We start from the raw sequence: 19,495 nt of genomic DNA on the forward strand, positions 1-19,495 counted from the left end.
CCTGCCCACGAGAGTGCTTAGCCCTTCACCGTGTTGCGGATGAAGCGGTCGAGCAGGCGCACACCGTATCCGGTCGCACCCTTGTCCCAGGTGGCGCCGGGCTTGTCCGACCACACCATCCCGGCAACGTCGAGGTGCGCCCAGGGCGTATCGTTCTCGATGAAGCGACCGAGGAACTGCGCCGCGGTGATCGAACCTGCATAGCGGCCGCCGATGTTCTTCATGTCGGCGATCGGGCTGTCGAGCAGCTTGTCGTATTCCGGCGCGAGCGGGAAGCGCCACAGCTTGTCGCCCGACTGCTTGCCCGCGTGCAGCAGGTCATCCGCCAGATCGTCGTTGTTGGAGAAGACGCCCGCGTGCTCATGGCCCAGCGCCACCAGCATTGCGCCGGTGAGCGTGGCGAGATCGACGATGCGCGAGGGCTTGAATTCCTTCTGCACCCAGGTCAGCGCGTCGCACAGCACCAAGCGACCCTCGGCATCGGTGTTGAGCACTTCGATGGTCTGGCCGGACATGGAAGTCACCACGTCGCCGGGGCGCATCGCCTTGCCGTCGGGCATGTTCTCCACGAGCCCGCAGACTCCGATTACGTTGGCCTTGGCCTTGCGCAGCACCAGCGCCAGCATGGCCCCTGCCACGGCGCCCGCGCCGCCCATGTCCCACTTCATGTCTTCCATGCCGGGTCCGGGCTTCAGCGAGATGCCGCCGGTGTCGAAAGTCACGCCCTTGCCCACGAAGGCCACGGGCGCTTCGCCCTTGGCGCCGCCCATCCACTTGATCGCGAGCAGGCGGCTGGGACGTTCGGAGCCCAGGCCCACGCCCAGCAGCGCGCCCATGCCCAGCTTTTCCATCTCGGCATCGTCGAGCACCACCAGTTCCGCGCCGGTGCCTTCGAACCGCTTGTTGCAGCGTTCAACGAAGCTTTCGGGGTAGATGATGTTGGCAGGCTCGGCGACCAGTTCGCGGGTGAACTCGACGCCGGTGGCCACGGCCTGCGCATCTTCCCATTCGGCCTCTGCGCCCTCGGGAGCGCCGATCACCACGACCTTGGTCAGTGTGCGCTTCTGTTCGTCACGTAGCTTGGTGCGATAGTGGTCCCACCGCCAGGAACGAAGGCGCGCGCCCATCAGAACGGCGGCGGTTTCTTCTGCATCGAGGCCGCTCGCCTTGGCATCGAGCGCAATCTCGGTCTCGCCGCTGGTCAGGTATTTCGCCGCCAGCGCTGCGCCGGCTTTTTCGAGCGAGGCGTGGCGATTCTCGGCCTTCTTCTTGCCCGCACCCGCCAGCGCGAGTCGCACCAGCTTGCCGCCGTCTTCGGCGAAGCCATCGAACACCTGGCCCGGCTTGCCGGTGAAGCGGGTCGCTTTCGCGCCCTCCGCCACGGGCATCGGCAGGTCGGCGGGCAGCTTGTCCTGCTCCACGATGCGGGCGACGATGCGGGGGGTGTCGGTTTCCTGCGAGGGGCGGAATTCGATATCCATAAAAGGGGGGCTCCATTGGAGATTGTGGTTTTTGCGCCGCAGCCTGTCGCAGCCCGGCAAAGCTTGCGTTGCGATTACGTGCGCGTGGTGCAATAGGCAAGCCATGCTCCCCGGCCGGCTTTCCGCATTGCCCGACTGTTCGCTTCGCGTGTCCCTTGTCGGCGCGGCGACTGCGCTCGTGCTTGGCGGTTCCGTGCCGGCGCTGGCCCAGCAAGGAGCCGCACCCGGCGTGGAAACGGCGATCGAGCCCGTGCAGACACCCGAACCGGGGGACGACGAGGAACAGGGCTTCCCGCTGATCGACGATTCCATCCTGGCGGCGCAGGACGCCGACGGCACTCCGCGAGAAATCGCGTTCGAGGCGAGCGAACTGCGCTACGACCAGGACACGGATACCATCACCGCTGCGGGCGATGTCATCCTGCGTTCGGGCGACCAGTCGGTGCGCGCCGATGCCGTCACCTGGAACCGCATGACGGGCGAGATCGTCGCGACCGGGGCAATCCGGCTGGTGGACGAGAACGGCAACCAGCTCTTCACCGATCGCCTCGTGCTGACAGACGAACTGGAAGCGGGCGCGATGGACAACCTGCTGCTGGCGTTCCGGCAGGGCGGCAGGCTGGCCGCGCAGGAAGCCGCGCGCACCGCCAACGGCGATATCGAATTGACCCGCGCCGTCTATTCCAGCTGCGCGGTGACGGACATCGATGGTTGCGACAAGAGCCCCAGTTGGCGAGTGACGGCAGAGCGGGTCTATTACGACGAGGACACCGCCCGTATCCGCTTCCGCGGCGCTTACCTCGAACTGTTCGGCGCGCGCATCCTGCCCCTGCCCGGTCTTACCGTGCGGGCCGATGGCGGGCCGAGTTCCGGCTTTTTCATCCCCGATATCGGTCTTACCGCTTCCAACGGTATCGAGATTACCGACAGCTATTACTGGCGTCTCGCCGACAACCGCGACCTGACGCTGTCCGGATACATCTACACCGAAGCCGCGCCGATGATTTCGGGACAATACCGCCACCTGACGGGCAACGGCGCGTTTCAGGTGACGGCCTATGCCACCTACGGCAGCCGCATCCCGCTCAATTCCACGCAGGTCACCAGCGAGAAGGACATTCGCGGATACTTCTTCGCGAATGGCCGCTTCCAGCTGGACGAGAACTGGACCGCGCAAGGCTCGATCCGATACGCCAGCGACCGTACGTTTCTGCGCCGCTACGACATCAGCCGCGAGGACCGCATCCGCTCCGTAGTCGAGCTGAGGCGGCAGGACGAGAACTCCTACGTTTCCATCGCCGGCTGGGGCACACAGGCGCTGCTCGTCAGCACCGACCAGGGGCAGGTCCCGCTGGCCCTACCACTAGTCGACGCGCGTTACCGGCTCGAAGACCCGGTGCTGGGCGGACAGGTGGAAGTCCAGGCCAACACGCTCGCCATCACCCGCGCCGACGGGCAGGATACGCAGCGCGCTTTTGCCCGCGCCCGCTGGGACATGCGTCGCATCACGCCGATGGGTCAGGAAATCACCCTGACCGGCCTCGTGCGCGGCGACATCTACCATTCAGACGAAAACCTGCTGACTTCGGTGGATCTCTACCGCGGGGAAGAAGGCTGGCAGACCCGCGGCGTGGCGACGGCAGCGCTGGACATCAAGTGGCCCTTCATCGGTGAGTTCCTCGGTGGATCGCAGATCCTGACACCGCGCGTCCAATTCGTCGCCTCGCCCGAGATCCGCAATCTCGACATCCCGAACGAGGATGCGCGCGCCATCGACCTGGAGGATTCCAACCTCTTCGCCCTCAACCGCTTCCCGGGTTACGACCGCGTGGAAGACGGCGTCCGCATGACTTACGGCGTCGACTGGCAGGCGACTTTCCCCGGCTGGCGACTGGAAACATCGATAGGCCAGTCCTACCGCCTGAACGATGCCTTCGACCTGTTCCCCGATGGAACCGGCCTGAACGAACAATGGTCGGACTTCGTCGGCCGTACCGAGGTTCGCTACCGCGATTTCCTGAAATTCACCCACCGTTTCCGCCTCGACAAGGATAATCTCGCCGTGCGCCGGAATGAGGTGGACGCGACGGTCGGCACGGACCGCACCTATGTCGAGCTGGGCTACCTGCAGCTCAATCGCGACATCGATTTCACCCTGGAAGACTTGCAGGACCGCGAGGAAATCCGCGTGGCGGGACGCGTGGCCTTTGCCCGCTACTGGTCGGTCTTCGGCTCTGCCGTCGTCAACCTGACGGACCGCAACGAGGACCCGCTGCTGCAGGCCGACGGGTTCGAACCGCTACGCACGCGCCTAGGCATTGCCTATGCCGACGATTGCCTGGAATTCGGTTTTACTTGGCGGCGCGACTACATCCAGTTGGCCGATGCCCAGTCGGGCAACAGCTTCCGCATCTACTTCAACCTCCGCAACCTGGGCTTCAACTAGGGTCGTCTCCCGCGTCTTTTGCCCGCTTTTTGACTGCGATCATTGGCAGGCCTGCATCATTTGGTTAGGAGGAGCCGGCTCAGCGGGGGTTAAGCTGCGGTTTGCCAAAGCCACCCTTGCATCCGGGGGCCTTGTGCAAGGGGCACCCACACACAAGACAAGGTAACAAGTGATCGTGTTTGCGACGAAAATGCTGAAATATTCTGCCGCCGCAGTCGGTGCCGCGCTGCTCGCCACCTCCGCAAGCGGCCAGGTGCAGGTGCAGGGCTCCGATGCCTTCAACCTGCCGGACGATATTTCCTTCGTGATCGAGCCGCAGGATCCCAACGTCCGCCGCGCCACGGCGCGCGTCAACGGCAACATCATCACCGGCACCGACGTCGATCACCGTGTCGCCCTGATCCTTTCCGCGCAGGAGCAGGAATTTCCGCCCGAGGAAATCCAGCGCCTTCGCCTGCAGGTTCTGCGCAACCTGATCGACGAGACCCTGCAGGTGCAGGAAGCTGCTGCGCAGGAAATGGAAGTGACGTCGGAAGAGGTCGAGGCCGCCTACGAACGCTTCGCGCAGGAAGGCCGCGGCATGACGAAGGAAGAACTGGACGCCTATCTGCGTTCCATCGGTTCCTCCCCGCGTTCCATCAAGCGCCAGATCCAGGGCGAACTCGCCTGGGATCGGCTGCTGCGCCGCAATGTCCAGCCTTTCGTCAACGTATCGGAAGGCGAAGTCAACGAACTGGTAGAGCGGCTGAATGCTTCGCGCGGCACCACTGAATACCGTCTCGGCGAGATATTCCTCTCGGCCAACAGCGCCAACCGTGAACAGGTGAAAAGCAACGCTGACCAGATCATCGAGCAGCTGCGCGCCGGCGGCAGCTTCGTAGCCTATGCACGCCAGTATTCGCAGGCTTCCAGCGCCATCGTCGGCGGCGATCTTGGCTGGATTCGCCTCGAGCAGTTGCAGCAACCGACGCTGGAAGCGGCCGCACGGCAGATGACGCCCGGCCAGCTGGTCGGCCCGCTGGAAATTCCCGGTGGCTACTCGATCCTGCTGATGATCGACCAGCGCCAGATCGGCATGGCCGACCCGCGCGATGCCGTTCTCAGCCTGAAGCAGATCAGCATCAATTTCCCTCCCGGCACCCCGCAGGCGGAAGCCGAGGAGCGCGGTGCCGCTTTCGTGGAGGCGGTGGAAAGCATGAACGGCTGCGGCGATGCCAACCTCCGTGCCGCTGCAATCGGCGCGCAGACGGTCGATAACGACCAGATCCAGGTTCGCCAGTTGCCCGAGGCGCTGCAGCAGGTGATGCTGCAGATGAATGTTGGCGAGACGACGCCCCCGTTCGGCGACCTCAATGAAGGCATTCGCGTTCTGATGCTGTGTGGCCGCGACGATCCGCAGGAGACGCAGGGCCCCAGCACCGACCAGATCATGGCCCAGCTGGAAGACGAGCGCGTCAACCGCCGTGCCCAGCGTTACCTGCGCGACCTCCGCCGCGACGCTGTTATCGAATACAACTGATCTGCCGTGCCCGCTCCCCTGCCGCTTGCCGTAACGATCGGCGACCCGGCAGGGGTCGGTCCGGAAATCATCCTCGAGGCATGGTCCCGGCGCGACGAGCTGCGCCTGCCCCCCTTCTTAGTCTGCGGCAGCCCCCGCGTCCTGCATGAGGCGGCGCGCGGTCTCGGCATTGCCTTTCCCGATAACTTGATCGTGGATGCGGGCGTGGATGGCGCCTACACGCCGGGAGAACCGAAACGCGATGGCGCGGCGCTGGCCCGCGCGGCCTTGTCGCAGGCACTGGACATGGTGCAGTCGGGTGAGGCCGCTGGCGTCGTCACCGCGCCTGTATCGAAAGCCGCGATCTACGGGGTGGACGACACCTTCGTCGGCCAGACCGAGTTCTGCGCCGATGCCTGCGGAGCGCCGCGTAATAGCGCCGTCATGATGCTGGCCGGTCCCTCGCTGCGTACCGTGCCAATGACCGTGCACTGCGCGCTTGCCGAAGTGCCTGCGCGCCTCACCCACGACCTTATAGTGGATCGCACCCGGATCGTGGCCCGCGCAATGAACACCGATTTCGGAATCGAGACCCCGCGGGTAGCCCTTGCAGGCCTCAACCCGCACGCAGGCGAAGACGGGCGCATGGGCCGCGAGGAGATCGAAATCATCGCGCCCGCCATTGTGCAGCTCCGCAGTGAAGGGATCGACGCGACCGGCCCGCACCCGGCCGACACGCTGTTCGCGCCGCACAAGCGCGAGACTTACGATGTTGCTATCGCCATGTATCACGATCAGGCTCTGGTGCCTCTCAAGACGCTCGATTTCGACGAGGGTGTGAACGTCACTCTCGGGCTGCCGGTGGTGCGCACCTCGCCCGATCATGGCACGGCCTTCGATATCGCGGGCAAAGGGATCGCGCGGCCCAACGCCATGATCGCGGCGATCCGAATGGCCGGAGAGATTGCCGCGCGCCGGGCTTCTCTCGGATGAGCCTTCCTCCGCTACGCGAAGTTATCGCCCGGCACGGCCTCTCCGCCAGCAAGGCGCTGGGACAGAACTTCCTCTTCGACGAGCAATTGCTGGACCGCATCGTGGCCATCCCCGGCGATCTCGAAGGCCAAGCGGTCCTCGAAATCGGCCCCGGCCCCGGCGGCCTGACGCGCGCCCTTCTTCGGGCCGGTGCACGCGTCACCGCGATCGAACGCGACAGCCGCTGCATCCCCGCCCTTGCCGAATTGCAGCAGGCATACCCCGGCCAGCTACGCGTGCTGGAGGACGATGCCCTCGCCATCGATCACGCCGAGTTGATGGGAGAACCATTCGCCGTCGCGGCGAACCTGCCGTACAATATCGGCACCTTGCTTTTCACCAGGTGGATGGGCGGGGAGACCTGGCCACCCGCGTGGTCCAGCCTGACGCTGATGTTCCAGCAGGAAGTTGCCCAGCGTATCGTCGCCAAGCCGGGCACAGGCGCCTACGGTCGTCTGGCCGTGCTGGCCCAGTGGCGCGCCGTGCCGAAGCTGGCGATGAAGGTTCACCGCAGTGCCTTCACGCCGCCGCCCAAGGTGATGAGCGCCATCGTCCATGTGGAGCCGGGGGAGGCGCCGGACGGCGTATCCGCGAGAGTGCTGGAACGGCTGACCGAAACCGCTTTCGGCCAGCGCCGAAAGATGCTGCGCCAGAGCCTGAAGGGCCTGCCCGGCGCGCTCGACGCGCTGGAAGCCTGCGGGATCGACAACACCCGCCGCGCGGAAACTCTCACCGTGGAGGAATTTGTCACCGTCGCCCGTGCGATGGGCGACCAGAGGAAGACGTAGGCTACGATCCCTCGCCCACCTGCGCGAACTCGCGTCCGAAATATGCCACCTTGCTCCCGGTGCCGCTGGCGCAGGACAGTTGCATTGAACCGTCCGAAGCGTCATGTGGTTTTCCATGCAACCACTCTCCCAGACCGAACGCAACCTCGTCTCCGGCATAGACCAGCAACGGATGTTGTCCCGGACGCAGGAATGGGCGGCGATCAATTCCGGTACAGGCAACCTCGAAGGGCTCGCCCGCATGGCGCAGGTGCTGTCGGAGACATTTGCCGCCCTGCCCGGCGATGTGACCCTGCGCGATCCCGCACCCGTCGTGGTTGTCGATGCCGAGGGCCGCGAGGTCGAGAAGCCGCACGGTCGCCACCTTGTCTGCAGCGTGCGACCCGAGGCGGAGCGGCGCTTCCTCCTCACAGGTCACATGGACACCGTCTTCCTGGCGGACCATCCTTTCCAGGATCAGAAATGGCTCGACGACGAGACGTTGAACGGTCCGGGCACCGCCGACATGAAGGGCGGCATCGCAATCATTGCCGAGGCCCTGATGGCGCTGGAAACCAGCGATGCCGCATCCAGCATCGGGTATGACGTGATGATCAACGCGGACGAGGAAACGGGCTCGCTCTCCTCCGCCGCGCTGATCGACGAGTTGGCGCGCGGCAAGTTCGCCGCTCTTACCTACGAACCCAGTGCCCTGCCCGATGGCACGCTGGCCCACGCCCGCGGCGGCAGTGGCAATTTCTCGGTCACGTTCACCGGCAAGAGCGCCCATGCCGGGCGCAACCCGCAGGATGGGCGCAATGCGATCGTCGCCGCTGCCGACTGCGCGGTGCGATTGAAGGCAATGCAACACGCCGACCTGCCGATCAATCCCGCCAAGATCGACGGCGGCGCGGCCAACAACGTTGTGCCCGATCACGCGATCCTGCGCTTCAACATCCGTCCCAAGACGACCGAAGCCGCCGAGGAATTCTCGCGCAATCTCGATGCCCTGGTGCAAACCCTTGCAAGCGAACATGATCTTGCGGTCGCCCTGCACGGCGGCATTTCGCGGCCGCCGAAGCCTGTCGACGAGAAAGCGCAGAAGCTGTTCGATCTGGTCCGCGATACCGGCGCTGCGCTGGGCCATACCATCGGCTGGCAGAGCACCGGCGGCGTCTGCGATGGCAACAACATTGCCGCCAATCACGTGCCGGTGGTCGACACCATGGGCGTGCGCGGCGGCAAGATTCATTCGCCGGACGAATTCATGATCGCCCCCTCCCTTACCGAACGCGCGCAGCTTTCCGCCATCGTGCTGCACCGCCTTGCCACCGGAGACATGCTTTGAGCTTCGTAATCCGCCCCGCTGCGACCGACGACCTGCAGCACCTTTACGAGATGGCGAAGCTGACCGGCGGCGGTTTCACCAACCTGCCGCCCGATCGCAATTCGCTGTCCAGCAAGCTCGAAGGTTCGGAAGCGGCTTTCCTGCGCGAGGGGCCGGAGATCGTCGGTGAAACTTTCGTGCTGGTGCTGGAAAACACCAAGACCAACGAAGTGCGCGGCACCTGCCAGCTGTTTACCGCCGTGGGACACCAGTACCCGTTCTATTCCTACCGCATCAACACGTTGACCCAGTATTCCAAGGAACTGGACCGGGCGGTGACGGCGGAATTGCTCAGCCTGGTGAACGACCTTGGCGGGACCAGCGAAGTGGGCGGCCTCTTCCTTCACCCCAACGAGCGGGCGGGCGGGCTTGGCCTGTTGCTGGCACGCAGCCGCTATCTCTTCGTCGCGGCCCACCGCCATCGCTTCGGCAACCGCATCCTGGCGGAACTGCGCGGCATTATCGACGAACGCGGCGGCTCGCCCTTCTGGGACGCCATCGGCGGCAAGTTCTTCGGCATGAGCTTCCAGGAAGCCGATGAGTTCAACGCCATCCACGGCAACCAGTTCATCGCCGACCTGATGCCCAAGCATCCCGTCTATATCGCCATGCTGGACGAGGAAGCGCGCAAGGTTATCGGCCTACCACATCCCAGCGGCCGGGCGGCCATGCGCATGCTGGAGAACGAGGGGTTCTCTTACCAGGGTTATGTCGACATCTTCGACGGCGGCCCCACCATGCTTGCCGATACGGACAGGGTGCGCTCCATCGCCGACGCTCACCACGGCGAGATCGTGGAGGACTCTCTCGAAAAGGGCGAGAAGGCATTGATCGCGGCGGGCGAATTCAAGGATTTCCGCTGCTGCTACGGCGCTCGGGAAATCCGCGAGGACGGTATTGCCATAGACGCACAGGCGGCGGAATTGCTGCACGTCGGCAAGGGCGACAAGGTCTGGAGCATCGCGCGATGAGCAAGCTGGTCGAGATCAACTTCGACGGAATCGTCGGCCCGAGCCACAACTATGCCGGTCTCAGCCTCGGCAACCTTGCCGCGACGAAGAACGCGGGCGCTACCAGCTACCCGCGCGCCGCTGCTCTCCAGGGTGTCGCCAAGATGCGCGGCAACATGGCGATGGGACTGGCGCAAGGTTTTCTCCTTCCCCTGCCCCGCCCCGATACGGGCTGGCTTGAGGAGCTGGCAGCCGATCCCGACACCGACCCCGCACTGGTGGCAGGTGCCTGGTCGGCGAGTTCGATGTGGACGGCCAATGCCGCCACTGTCAGCCCCGCGCCCGATACGGCGGACGGCAAATGCCACCTGACCGTCGCCAATCTCGTCACCATGCCGCATCGCAGCCACGAATGGCGTGATACCCTGGCGCAGTTGCAACTGGCCTTTGCCGACAGCGAACACTTCGCCGTCCATGGCCCGGTGCCGCCCTGTTTCGGTGACGAAGGCGCAGCCAACCACATGCGCTTTGCCGGTCGCCACGGGGAGCCGGGGCTCGAGGTGTTCGTCTATGGAAGGCCCGGCGGCAGGTTTCCCGCCCGCCAGCACGAGCAGGCCAGCCGCATCGTCGCGCGCAAGCACGGCCTCGATCCCGCGCGGGTGCTGTTCGTGGAGCAAAACCCCGAGGCCATCGAGGCTGGCGCGTTCCATAACGACGTTGTCGCCGTGGCGAACGAAGGCGTTTTGTTCACACACGAACTGGCTTTTGCCGACCCGCGGGGGACATACGACACGATCATCGCGCGCTGTCCCGGCACGCAGGTGGTGGAAGTGCCCGCGGACCGCGTCAGCCTTGACGATGCGATCACGTCATATCTCTTCAATGCCCAGTTGCTCACTCCGCCCTCGGGCGAAATGACCCTGGTCGTGCCGGAGGAGTGCCGCGACAATTCCAATGTATGGAACTGGTTGCAGGACATGCTGGCCGGCAACGGCCCGATCCGTCACGTGAACGTGGTGGACGTGCGCCAATCCATGGCCAACGGCGGCGGCCCCGCCTGCCTGCGCCTGCGGGTAGTGGCAGACCCGGCAACGGTGGATCCACGCTTCATGCTGGACGAAGCCAAGGCTGACAGGCTGGAAGCGGTGATCGTGCAATACTGGCCGGAAACCATCGACCCTGCCCAGATCGGCGACGCGGAACTGGCCGCTACCGTAAGGACGGCACGGTCGAAGCTCCTTGAGGCTCTCGGGATTGACGAACTGGCCTGACGCCTGCTGACGTCCGCTGGGTGTCGGTTTGCCTTACACTCCCACCTGTCTTAACCATAGAATCGGCGGAACTGCGTGCTTGGCACGGTAGTTGCGATTATGTGCGTTAAGAAAGGTGCATGATGCTTAAGAAGATTTCCCGTCTGTTTGTCATCAAGACCCGCTGGGAAGCCTACCTGATCATCTACGCCCTGGCGCTGGGCGCCATGGAACGCGGCACGCACTATCTCGATCGCTTCCCCGGCTGGGGCGGCTGGATGCTGATGGCGGCTTGCAGCGGCGCGGTTTTCCTTGGTGGCGCGAAGATTCTCGACTGTCTGAAATACGAGAAGGCCGAGAAAGAGGCGGCAAAAGCAAACGCGGAGTTGTCGTGAGAAAACCGCAGCATAAGCTCTTTCGCGAAAATATGCCGGGCAATTACATGCCGGCCAACCGAACTGGCTGGACACTCACGATTGCCTTTGTCGCGACCGCGCTTGCGATCATTCTTTTCGGGCATCTGCTCAGCGGTTGGCTCGAAAGCTCATTGCCTGCCATAGTGTCGTGGGTGCTGTTCGTGCTGATCACGATCCGGTTCGTGCTATTCGCGAAAAACAATAGCTGAATGAAGGTGGGGGTTTCTGTTGCTAGCTACCCCCGGAGCCCCGGAATCCGCTTCTGTTGCCCGGTGGGTCCAACCGCGCTTTAGCTTTGTAAATTCAGTCCGTTAGGACATCAAATTACGCAGCGATTGCGAGTGCTTCGTTATCGTTGGCACTTATAGGTTTTGAACAGTTTTACGGGTTACTCAGCCCGGGCAAAAACACCGTCTTTCAGCACACGTCGATCCTGGTTCGGCCCCGTCAGGAACGGCAGGAAACTGCCGCTTTTGGTGGAGCCGCCGGGTACTGCCCCCGGGTCCGCTGTACCTATTACACGGCGCACTTTATCGCCATAGCCCGCCGAAGCGAGCACGACCTATATAGGCGATAATCGCTTAATGTGAAGTGACAGGAAGGGTCAGGGAGCGGACAGCAAGGGCCGCTCCCCGTCCGAACCGCTTAACCCATCGGACCTTTGCCCGGCGCGGCAGGTGCCCCGCCCTTCAACGTGTCGCGAATTTCGGTGAGCAGTTCGATTTCGGTCGGGCCGGCAGGCTCTTCTGCCGCCGCGGCTTCCTCTTCCTTCTTCTCGAAACGCTCCTGCACCCGCTTGGTGTAGCGGACCAACATGAAGATCACGAAAGCCAGGATCACGAAGTTGATCACGGTAGAGACGAAGTTGCCCCATGCCAGCACATTGGCCCCCGCCTCGCGCGCGGCTTCGAGCGACATGCCGGGTTCGATCATGTCTCCGCCGGCCAGCACGATGTACTTGTCGCTGAAATCGACGTTGCCGAAGATCGCGCCGACAATCGGCATGATGATGTCGGCCGTCATGCTGGCGACGATCAGGGCGAAGGCCCCGGCGATGATGACCGCCACGGCCAGTTCCATCACATTGCCCTTGGCAATGAATTCCTTGAATTCCTTCAGCACCGATTGGTCCCCTTCCTCGTCCTGTTGAACCGGCCCGATGGTTGCCGGAAAGAGGCAGGCTTGCAAGGGGCGGCGATCAGGGCTGCGCCGGTTTTCCGCGCATTTCCGCCAGAATCTGCTTCAGCACGTCGAGCTGCGGATCGGTGGGGATATCGCCTTCTTCGGAACTGTCCGCCGCCTGCTTCTGCTTCTCCTGCATTTCGTCCAGCACCCGGTTCACCGTGCGCAATATGAAGAACAGGGCGAGCGCGAGGATGAGGAAATCAACTGTCTGGGTGATGAAATCGCCGTAGCCGATCATTGCTACCCCGGCCTCTTTCAACTGCGCGTAGTTCGTGACGCTGCCTTCGTAGCCCTCCGGTATTTCACCCAGCCGCACGAACCAGTTGGAAAAATCGATATCGCCGAAAATCCAGCCGATCACCGGCATGATCATGCTCTCGTTCAGCGAAGTCACGATCCGTCCGAAGGCCGCGCCGATGATGACGCCCACGGCCAGGTCCAGCACGTTGCCGCGGGCGATGAATTTCTTGAATTCGGTAAACATGTCCGTTCGATCCCCTTGAGATTACGCAACCGGTGTAACGCGGAAAGTTCAGGGAATGTCCCGGCGGCTGTTCTTGAACGCGCCTCGCGCCGTGCTATATAGACAATACACCAAGTTCACTGGAGGGATTTTAGGGTCATGTTCACGCGTCTGGCCACACTGGCCACACTCATCGTCGGCACGTTCGCGCTTTCTGCTTGCGGCATCAACTCGGTGCCGACCAAGGAAGAAGCCGCCAAGGCGCAGTGGGCGAACGTCGAAGCCGCGCTGCAACGCCGTTCGGACGTGATCCCCAATCTCGTCGCCACGGTGGAGGCCGCCGCGGTGTCCGAGGAAGACATCCTCGTCGGCGTTACCGATGCCCGCTCGCGCGCAACCTCGATCAATATCACCACCGATGACCTTTCGAACCCGGAGGAGTTCCAGCGTTTCAACGAAGCGCAGAACCAGCTGACGCAGGCACTTGGCCAGCTTCGCACGGTGGTGGAGGCCTATCCCCAGTTGCAGAGCAACCAGCGCTTTGCCGACCTGATGGTGGAGATCGAGCAGGCCAACAACATGATCAACACCGAGATCAACCGCTACAACGATACAGCGCGTGACTACAACACCGAGATCCGCACGTTCCCGTCCACCATTGCCGCCAACATCATTCACGGTTCGGAGCCGCTGGAATATTTCGAGGCTGCGGAAGGCGCGGACGAAAATCCCGAGGTAGAATTCGGCAACATCACCGGCGACGACGCCTGAGGGCGGATAGCCGGTGACACGCCCTCTCTTCGCAATCTGGCTGGCGCTGGCGAGCCTGCTCGCTGCGCTGGCCATGCCTGCCCAGGCACAGCGTTACGAACTGCCCGCACGGCCCGATGGGCCTGTGCTGGATAGCGCGAACATGCTGTCCGATGCCACCGAGGCATCGCTCAACCAGCGCCTTACGCAGTATAACCAGGAAACGGGCCGCGCTATCGTCGTGGCAACCGTGCCCTCGCTGGATGGCGCCGAGATCGAGCCCTACGCCACGGAACTGTTCGCGGAATGGGGCATCGGCGGGGCCGAGCGGGATATGGGCCTGCTGCTGCTGATAGCGCGGGACGACCGCGAAATGCGGATCGAGGTCGGCTACGGCCTCCACCCCTATTTCGGCGGCATCATGGCAGGCCGCGTCATCCGCGATGTCATCACCCCGCAGTTCAAGGCCGGCAACTTCGATGCGGGCGTCACGCAGGGCATCGATGCCATTTTGCAGCATCTGGCCAACAGCCCCGAGGATGCCATCGCTATCGAGGAGGCCGCGCAAGCGGCGGCGGAAAGCCGGCAACAGAGCGAAGGCGGCTTTCCCATCGGCACGCTGATCTGGCTGGGTTTCATATTCTTTTTCTTCGTCCTGCCCATGCTTGGCGGCAAGGGCCGACGGCGGCGCTATCGTCGCAGCGGCGTGGGCGGCGTCGTGGGCGACATCATGCTCTGGGAAGCGGGCAAGGCGATCGCGCGCGGTCTCTCCGACGGTGACGACTGGGGCGGCGGTGGCGGCTTTGGCGGCGGCTTCGGTGGCGGAGGCGGCGGCGGTTTCGGCGGCTTCGGCGGCGGCATGTCCGGCGGCGGCGGCGCATCGGGAGGCTGGTGATGGCATACCTATCCCCTGAAAAGCACAAGCTGGTATCGGACGCGGTGGGCAACGCCGAGGCTACGACCAGCGGCGAGATCGTGCCCGTCATTGCGCAGCGCTCGGACGATTATTCCGACATCGCGCTCACATGGGCCGCAGCCATCGCCTTCACCGCGATGAGCATATTCGCCGCATTCCCCTCCCCCTTCCTCGATTTCTGGGACGCCACGGTGGCGGACTGGGGCCACGAGTGGACGACCGGCGAACTGGCCAGCATGACGATTGCACTCGGCCTGATCGCCTTCGTGGGCACGTGGCTGCTGATGCTGATACCCGGACTTCGCATCGCGCTGACTCCGGCGCCCGTGAAGGCGCAGCGCGTACGGCAACGTGCAATCAGGCATTTCAAGGTCGGCGCGGAAGGCCGCACGCACGGTCGCACCGGCGTGCTGCTGTACCTCTCGATGCAGGAACACCGGGCAGAAATCGTCGCGGACGACCCCATTGCGGTGAAAGTGGATGCCGAAGTCTGGGGTGAGGCCATGGCCGATATGCTCGATGAAATCCGCAAGGGATGCATCGCAGAGGGCATCGCCGCCGGGGTTCGCGACGTTGGCGTGGTTCTCGCGCAGCACTTTCCACGCAAGGACGACGATCGCAACGAATTGCCGGATCGCTTGATCGAACTGTAAGCCCGCGATAGCGCAGCGGGCATGAGTGACGCCGACCAGCTACCGCCCGAAGAGATTGCCTGGGAGGGCAAGTGGATTACCGCCAAGAAGCGCGGCAAGTGGGAGTATGCCTCCCGCGCCCGGCAAATCCGCGCGGCCGTGATCCTCGCTATCGAGGATGGCGAAGTGCTGCTGGTGGAGCAGTTCCGCGTCCCGCTCGGCAAGCCGTGCCTCGAACTGCCCGCCGGGCTGATCGGCGACGATGACGGCGGGGAGGACGACGATCCGCTGAGTGCCGCCAAGCGCGAGCTGCAGGAAGAAACGGGCTACACTGCCGCGCACTGGGAAGACTGCGGCGAGTATTTCTCCTCCCCCGGCATGGTGAGCGAGAGCTTCACGCTGCTGAAGGCCACTGGGCTCAGCAAGGTATTCGAAGGCGGCGGGACAGACAGCGAGGACATTACCGTACACCGCGTGAAACTGGGCGAAGTGGAGCGCTTCATCGACGATTTCCGCAAGGGCGGCATCGGGATCGATACCCGGATGCTGCTGTTGCTCGGTCCGAAACTGCTGGGAGCAGGCGCATGAAAGTAGCCGTACTGGGATCAGGCGCGATGGGGTGCCTGTTTGGCGCAGCTTTCCACCGCGCCGGGGCCGACGTCACGCTGGTGGACGTGAACGCCGAACACGTGGGCGCGATCAACACGCGCGGGCTGGAAGTCGACCTGCGCAGCGGCGCCGAGACCCTTCCGATCCGCGCGGCCCTGCCCCACGAAGTCACCGAGCCGGTCGACCTGGTGCTGGTGTTCACCAAGACGTTCCACACCAAGGCGGCGCTGGAAGGCATTGCCGCTGCAATCGGCGATGATACCCACCTGCTCAGCCTGCAGAACGGCCTGGGTAACGACCGGCGGCTGGCGGGCTTCGTGTCGGACGAACGCGTGATGGTGGGTGCCAGCATGCTTCCCAGTGACCTTGTCGGGCCGGGGCGCATCCGCAGCCACGGAGAGGGCTATTCCAGGCTCTATCCCGCGTTCGGCGGCGATCCCGCGATGGCGCAGCGCGCGGCGGACCTGCTGACACAGGGCGGGCTGGAAACCGTGCTCGACCCGAAAATCCACGAAGGCATCTGGTCCAAGGCGATCTTCAACGCGACGATGAATCCGCTGTGCGCCCTCACCCGCCGCACGCCGGGTTTCCTGGGGGCCAACGCGGAATCGCGCGCGACTATCCTTGCCGCTGTGGCGGAAGGCGTCGCCGCCGCCCATGCCAATGGCGTGATGCTGGACGGACAGCCGATCTACGACCTGACCGAAGTCAGCATGACCGACCATGCGGACCACGAACCTTCGATGTTGCAGGATCTGAACGCCAAACGGCGCACCGAGGTCGATGCCATCAACGGCGCCATCGTCACCGCCGCGAAAGAGGCTGGCGTCGAAGCCCCGGTGCTCGAAACGCTGTGGCATCTCGTCAAGCTGGAAGAGACGAAGCTGGCGAATTGACGCTCCGCCCATGTTGCATCTTTGACTTTGTCTGATTTGCGAGTAGCAAGCCCGTCAGGCAGAGGAGAGGGAGCCGATGGCCAACAAGAGCGTGACATTCTACGACCTGCAGGTCTCCACCGGGGCGACGATCAGCCCCTTCGTATGGGCCACCAAGTTCGCGGTGAAGCACAAGGGGCTGGACCTCGACGTGGTGGACGGCGGCTTCACCGGCATCATGGAACGCACCGGCGGCAAGACGGAGCGGCTGCCCGCGATCGTGGACGAGGGCAAGTGGGTGCTCGATAGCTGGGGCATCGTCGAATACCTCGACGAGACCTATCCCGATGCCCCCGCCCTGATCCCGCACGAGAGCGTCGCCGTGATGCTGAAAGCGCTCGATGCGTGGTTCTGGGGCGCGGTCGTGGGGCCGTGGATGCGCTGCTACTGCGGCGACTACCGCGACATCTGTTTCGAACAAGACAAGGAATACGTCACCAGCTCGCGCGCCGTCATGCTGGGCGGGCCGCTGGAGGATGTGCAGAAGGGCCGCGAGGACCGTCTGCCCGCCATCTCCGCCGCGCTTGAGCCGTTGCGCCTGGCCTTGCGGGAGAGCGACTTCCTTGGCGGCAGCGCGCCCAACTATGCCGACTATCGCATCATCGGCGGCTTCCTGTGGCTCGCCTCGCTGGCGCAGACCCCTGCGCTGGCTGCCGACGACCCCCTGCGCCCGTGGTACGAGCGTGTGTGCGCGCTTTATGGCGGACTGGGTGAGCATCCCGGCCTCTTCCCGATCTTCGGGCTGGAGCAGCGCGAGGGCGACCCGGACCTGTTCAACCGCGAGGGCGGCAAGGGCGGCATCTTCAAGCGCAACACCGGCCCAGCCTCGACCCAGGCCGAGACACAGATGATCGGCAAACCCAAATGAGCGATCGCCTCCGCGTCCTCGTCACCCGCCGCTGGCCCGAAGCGGTCGAACGCGCTCTGGCGGAACAGTTCGACGTGACGCTGAACGAAACCGACGAGCCGCTCAGCCAGGCGCAACTGGCCGATGCCATGGCCGAGTTCGACGTGCTGGCCCCCACTGTCAGCGACCGGATCGATGCCGACGTGATCGCAGGCGGCGAACGGGTAAAGCTGATCGCCAACTACGGTGTCGGTTTCGATCATATCGATCTTTCCGCAGCGAAGACGAAAGGCATCGCCGTTTCCAACACGCCCGGCGTGCTGACCGATGCGACGGCAGACCTCGCCCTCACCCTGATGCTGATGGCTGCGCGCCGCGCCGGTGAAGGCGAACGCGAACTGCGCAGCGGCAAGTGGACCGGCTGGCGCCCCACCCACCTGATCGGCAGCGCGCTGAAAGGCAAGGTGCTGGGCATTGTCGGCATGGGCCGCATCGGTATGGCGACGGCGGAGCGCGCGAAGCACGGGTTCGGCATGAAGATCGCCTATTTCGCGCGCGGGCCAAAGGACGAGGCAAAGGCTCTTGATGCCGAGTTCTGCCCCGACCTGGAAACGCTGCTGGCGAAATCCGATTTCGTCTCGCTCCACATTCCCGGCGGCGCGGCGACCAGCAACATGATCGATGCGCAGGCGCTCGCCGCCATGAAATGCGGCAGCTACCTCATCAATACCGCGCGCGGCGGCGTGGTGGATCACGACGCGCTGGCCGACGCGCTGAAAAGCGGCCACCTCGCAGGTGCGGGCCTCGACGTTTATCCCGAGGAACCGCAGGTGCCCGAAGCTCTGCTGGAGCTGGAGAACGTGGTCCTGCTGCCTCATCTCGGCAGCGCCAATGCCGAGACGCGCGAAGCGATGGGCCTGCGCGCGATGGCCAATATCGAGGCTTTCGCCAGGGGCGGGGATTTGCCAGACCGCGTGGCATGAGCGATCCCGTTGCCGACCTGATCGAGGCCGAGGGCCTACCCGAAAGCTACCGCGAAGTCGTCGAACAGCACTGGGAGCCGCTAGCCACCCGCATCGCCCGCCTGCCTGCCAGCCGGGCGCCGCTGGTGATCGGTATCAACGGCGCGCAGGGCTCGGGAAAGAGCACGCTGTGCAAGTTCCTCGAGGTGCTGCTCGCTCGCCGCCGGATTCGCGCGGTTACGCTATCGCTCGACGATCTCTACCTGACCCGCGCCGAACGGCTGCAGCTCGCCGAGGAGGTCCACCCCCTCTTCGCCACGCGGGGTGTTCCAGGCACCCATGCCGTCGCCATGGGGCTTGGCATAATCGAAGACATGCTGGCGGGCCGCGCGCTGGACCTGCCGCGTTTCGACAAGGCCACGGATGACCGCGCCGCCGAGGGCACGCGGATCACCGGCCCGGTGGACGTGCTGCTGCTGGAAGGCTGGTGCGTCGGCGCGAAGCCGCAGGATGCCGCCGCGCTGGCAGAGCCGATCAATCCGCTGGAGCGGGAGGAAGACCCCGACGGTATATGGCGCAGCCTCGTCAACCACTGGCTGAGCGAGGACTATGCCCGCCTGTTTGACCAGATCGACCTGCTGGTGATGCTGAAGGTCGCGAACTTCGATGCCGTGCGCCGCAACCGCGCCTTGCAGGAACAAAAGCTGCGCGCTGCCAATCCCGATGCGCCGAACGTGATGGACGAGGCCGCGCTGGAACGCTTCCTCGCCCACTACGAGCGACTGACCCGCCACATGCTGGCCGAGATGCCGGACCGCGCCGACGTGGTGATCGAGATCGGGCCGGACCAGAACCCGCTGCCACCTGCAAAAGATTGACTTTGCCCGATGGACTCGCGCGCAAGCTGGACTTAGTCTCCCCATCCGGGGGGTGACGCGCCGCCAAAGAAGGCGCGCACCGGGGAGGACA

The 19,495-nt window shown here is 64.3% G+C and carries 20 protein-coding genes and 1 other RNA gene; 17 read left to right on the forward strand and 4 right to left on the reverse strand.

Going from position 1 to position 19,495, the window contains the following annotated elements; all coding sequences use genetic code 11:
- Nucleotides 1-17: 17 nt before the first annotated feature.
- Entirely contained in the window at nucleotides 18-1,481 is a 1,464-nt protein-coding gene (locus tag ABFX23_RS14360; RefSeq protein WP_346033684.1) for a leucyl aminopeptidase, read from the reverse strand.
- A gap of 103 nt (nucleotides 1,482-1,584) precedes the next feature.
- On the opposite strand from ABFX23_RS14360, the gene ABFX23_RS14365 reads away from it, so the two are divergent.
- From ABFX23_RS14365 to ABFX23_RS14405, 9 genes are all read left to right on the forward strand, one after another.
- Nucleotides 1,585-3,927 carry an LPS-assembly protein LptD gene (locus tag ABFX23_RS14365; RefSeq protein WP_346033685.1) on the forward strand — a complete coding sequence of 781 codons (2,343 nt, stop codon included), beginning with the start codon at nucleotides 1,585-1,587 and terminating at the stop codon, nucleotides 3,925-3,927.
- A gap of 190 nt (nucleotides 3,928-4,117) precedes the next feature.
- Nucleotides 4,118-5,446: a peptidylprolyl isomerase gene (locus ABFX23_RS14370; RefSeq protein WP_346033686.1), complete on the forward strand. Its 1,329-nt coding sequence runs from the start codon at nucleotides 4,118-4,120 to the stop codon at nucleotides 5,444-5,446.
- A gap of 6 nt (nucleotides 5,447-5,452) precedes the next feature.
- Nucleotides 5,453-6,418: a 4-hydroxythreonine-4-phosphate dehydrogenase PdxA gene (gene pdxA, locus ABFX23_RS14375; protein WP_346033687.1), complete on the forward strand. Its 966-nt coding sequence runs from the start codon at nucleotides 5,453-5,455 to the stop codon at nucleotides 6,416-6,418.
- On the forward strand, nucleotides 6,415-7,245 hold the full coding sequence (gene rsmA / locus ABFX23_RS14380; protein ID WP_346033688.1) for a 16S rRNA (adenine(1518)-N(6)/adenine(1519)-N(6))-dimethyltransferase RsmA: 831 nt from the start codon (nucleotides 6,415-6,417) through the stop codon (nucleotides 7,243-7,245). Before pdxA ends, rsmA begins: the two co-directional genes overlap by 4 nt.
- 115 nt (nucleotides 7,246-7,360) lie before the next feature.
- Entirely contained in the window at nucleotides 7,361-8,572 is a 1,212-nt protein-coding gene (locus ABFX23_RS14385) for a hydrolase (protein ID WP_346033689.1), read from the forward strand.
- Nucleotides 8,569-9,582 carry an arginine N-succinyltransferase gene (locus ABFX23_RS14390; protein WP_346033690.1) on the forward strand — a complete coding sequence of 338 codons (1,014 nt, stop codon included), beginning with the start codon at nucleotides 8,569-8,571 and terminating at the stop codon, nucleotides 9,580-9,582. The genes ABFX23_RS14385 and ABFX23_RS14390 overlap by 4 nt, the downstream gene beginning before the upstream one ends.
- Nucleotides 9,579-10,832 carry an N-succinylarginine dihydrolase gene (locus ABFX23_RS14395; RefSeq protein ID WP_346033691.1) on the forward strand — a complete coding sequence of 418 codons (1,254 nt, stop codon included), beginning with the start codon at nucleotides 9,579-9,581 and terminating at the stop codon, nucleotides 10,830-10,832. The genes ABFX23_RS14390 and ABFX23_RS14395 overlap by 4 nt, the downstream gene beginning before the upstream one ends.
- A gap of 122 nt (nucleotides 10,833-10,954) precedes the next feature.
- Nucleotides 10,955-11,206, forward strand: coding sequence for a hypothetical protein (locus ABFX23_RS14400; RefSeq protein ID WP_346033827.1), 252 nt, complete (start codon nucleotides 10,955-10,957; stop codon nucleotides 11,204-11,206).
- Nucleotides 11,203-11,436: a hypothetical protein gene (locus ABFX23_RS14405; protein ID WP_346033692.1), complete on the forward strand. Its 234-nt coding sequence runs from the start codon at nucleotides 11,203-11,205 to the stop codon at nucleotides 11,434-11,436. The genes ABFX23_RS14400 and ABFX23_RS14405 overlap by 4 nt, the downstream gene beginning before the upstream one ends.
- Before the next feature lie 42 nt (nucleotides 11,437-11,478).
- Here ABFX23_RS14405 and ssrA read toward each other — a convergent pair.
- From ssrA to mscL (ABFX23_RS14420), 3 genes are all read right to left on the reverse strand, one after another.
- Nucleotides 11,479-11,822: a transfer-messenger RNA gene (gene ssrA, locus ABFX23_RS14410) on the reverse strand.
- 50 nt (nucleotides 11,823-11,872) lie between these two features.
- The gene (mscL, locus tag ABFX23_RS14415; protein WP_346033693.1) at nucleotides 11,873-12,349 is read right to left on the reverse strand and encodes a large conductance mechanosensitive channel protein MscL; all 477 of its coding nucleotides are present in this window, start codon (nucleotides 12,347-12,349) and stop codon (nucleotides 11,873-11,875) included.
- Between the two features lie 76 nt (nucleotides 12,350-12,425).
- Nucleotides 12,426-12,896 (reverse strand): large conductance mechanosensitive channel protein MscL, encoded by a 471-nt coding sequence (gene mscL, locus ABFX23_RS14420; RefSeq protein WP_346033694.1) that lies wholly within the window; start codon nucleotides 12,894-12,896, stop codon nucleotides 12,426-12,428.
- A gap of 138 nt (nucleotides 12,897-13,034) precedes the next feature.
- Here mscL (ABFX23_RS14420) and ABFX23_RS14425 point away from each other — a divergent pair, with 138 nt between their 5' ends.
- The 8 genes from ABFX23_RS14425 (at nucleotide 13,035) to ABFX23_RS14460 (ending at nucleotide 19,404) form a co-directional block, all read left to right on the forward strand.
- Nucleotides 13,035-13,646, forward strand: coding sequence for a LemA family protein (locus ABFX23_RS14425; protein WP_346033695.1), 612 nt, complete (start codon nucleotides 13,035-13,037; stop codon nucleotides 13,644-13,646).
- 13 nt (nucleotides 13,647-13,659) lie between these two features.
- Nucleotides 13,660-14,520 carry a TPM domain-containing protein gene (locus tag ABFX23_RS14430; protein WP_346033696.1) on the forward strand — a complete coding sequence of 287 codons (861 nt, stop codon included), beginning with the start codon at nucleotides 13,660-13,662 and terminating at the stop codon, nucleotides 14,518-14,520.
- The gene (locus tag ABFX23_RS14435; RefSeq protein ID WP_346033697.1) at nucleotides 14,520-15,194 is read left to right on the forward strand and encodes a TPM domain-containing protein; all 675 of its coding nucleotides are present in this window, start codon (nucleotides 14,520-14,522) and stop codon (nucleotides 15,192-15,194) included. The genes ABFX23_RS14430 and ABFX23_RS14435 overlap by 1 nt, the downstream gene beginning before the upstream one ends.
- Nucleotides 15,195-15,215: 21 nt before the next feature.
- Nucleotides 15,216-15,761, forward strand: a complete 546-nt coding sequence (locus ABFX23_RS14440) for an NUDIX hydrolase (RefSeq protein WP_346033698.1) — start codon at nucleotides 15,216-15,218, stop codon at nucleotides 15,759-15,761.
- Nucleotides 15,758-16,678 (forward strand): ketopantoate reductase family protein, encoded by a 921-nt coding sequence (locus ABFX23_RS14445; RefSeq protein ID WP_346033699.1) that lies wholly within the window; start codon nucleotides 15,758-15,760, stop codon nucleotides 16,676-16,678. The genes ABFX23_RS14440 and ABFX23_RS14445 overlap by 4 nt, the downstream gene beginning before the upstream one ends.
- 76 nt (nucleotides 16,679-16,754) lie before the next feature.
- Nucleotides 16,755-17,585 (forward strand): beta-etherase, encoded by an 831-nt coding sequence (locus tag ABFX23_RS14450; protein WP_346033700.1) that lies wholly within the window; start codon nucleotides 16,755-16,757, stop codon nucleotides 17,583-17,585.
- Nucleotides 17,582-18,547 (forward strand): 2-hydroxyacid dehydrogenase, encoded by a 966-nt coding sequence (locus ABFX23_RS14455; RefSeq protein ID WP_346033701.1) that lies wholly within the window; start codon nucleotides 17,582-17,584, stop codon nucleotides 18,545-18,547. The genes ABFX23_RS14450 and ABFX23_RS14455 overlap by 4 nt, the downstream gene beginning before the upstream one ends.
- Nucleotides 18,544-19,404, forward strand: a complete 861-nt coding sequence (locus ABFX23_RS14460) for a kinase (protein WP_346033702.1) — start codon at nucleotides 18,544-18,546, stop codon at nucleotides 19,402-19,404. Before ABFX23_RS14455 ends, ABFX23_RS14460 begins: the two co-directional genes overlap by 4 nt.
- The last annotated feature ends 91 nt before the right edge of the window (nucleotides 19,405-19,495 follow it).

The organism is Erythrobacter westpacificensis, assembly GCF_039542285.1.
GTDB classification, from domain to species: Bacteria; Pseudomonadota; Alphaproteobacteria; order Sphingomonadales; family Sphingomonadaceae; genus Alteraurantiacibacter; species Alteraurantiacibacter westpacificensis.

Coding starts and splice junctions, on each gene's coding strand:
- ABFX23_RS14445 (WP_346033699.1), top strand. CDS start 15,758: ATGAAAGTAGCCGTACTGGGATCAGGCGCGATGGGGTGCCTGTTTGGC.
- ABFX23_RS14365 (WP_346033685.1), top strand. CDS start 1,585: ATGCTCCCCGGCCGGCTTTCCGCATTGCCCGACTGTTCGCTTCGCGTG.
- ABFX23_RS14425 (WP_346033695.1), top strand. CDS start 13,035: ATGTTCACGCGTCTGGCCACACTGGCCACACTCATCGTCGGCACGTTC.
- ABFX23_RS14435 (WP_346033697.1), top strand. CDS start 14,520: ATGGCATACCTATCCCCTGAAAAGCACAAGCTGGTATCGGACGCGGTG.
- ABFX23_RS14460 (WP_346033702.1), top strand. CDS start 18,544: ATGAGCGATCCCGTTGCCGACCTGATCGAGGCCGAGGGCCTACCCGAA.
- ABFX23_RS14440 (WP_346033698.1), top strand. CDS start 15,216: ATGAGTGACGCCGACCAGCTACCGCCCGAAGAGATTGCCTGGGAGGGC.
- mscL (WP_346033694.1), bottom strand. CDS start 12,896: ATGTTTACCGAATTCAAGAAATTCATCGCCCGCGGCAACGTGCTGGAC.
- ABFX23_RS14395 (WP_346033691.1), top strand. CDS start 9,579: ATGAGCAAGCTGGTCGAGATCAACTTCGACGGAATCGTCGGCCCGAGC.
- ABFX23_RS14450 (WP_346033700.1), top strand. CDS start 16,755: ATGGCCAACAAGAGCGTGACATTCTACGACCTGCAGGTCTCCACCGGG.
- ABFX23_RS14455 (WP_346033701.1), top strand. CDS start 17,582: ATGAGCGATCGCCTCCGCGTCCTCGTCACCCGCCGCTGGCCCGAAGCG.
- ABFX23_RS14400 (WP_346033827.1), top strand. CDS start 10,955: ATGCTTAAGAAGATTTCCCGTCTGTTTGTCATCAAGACCCGCTGGGAA.
- rsmA (WP_346033688.1), top strand. CDS start 6,415: ATGAGCCTTCCTCCGCTACGCGAAGTTATCGCCCGGCACGGCCTCTCC.
- ABFX23_RS14385 (WP_346033689.1), top strand. CDS start 7,361: ATGCAACCACTCTCCCAGACCGAACGCAACCTCGTCTCCGGCATAGAC.
- ABFX23_RS14360 (WP_346033684.1), bottom strand. CDS start 1,481: ATGGATATCGAATTCCGCCCCTCGCAGGAAACCGACACCCCCCGCATC.
- ABFX23_RS14370 (WP_346033686.1), top strand. CDS start 4,118: ATGCTGAAATATTCTGCCGCCGCAGTCGGTGCCGCGCTGCTCGCCACC.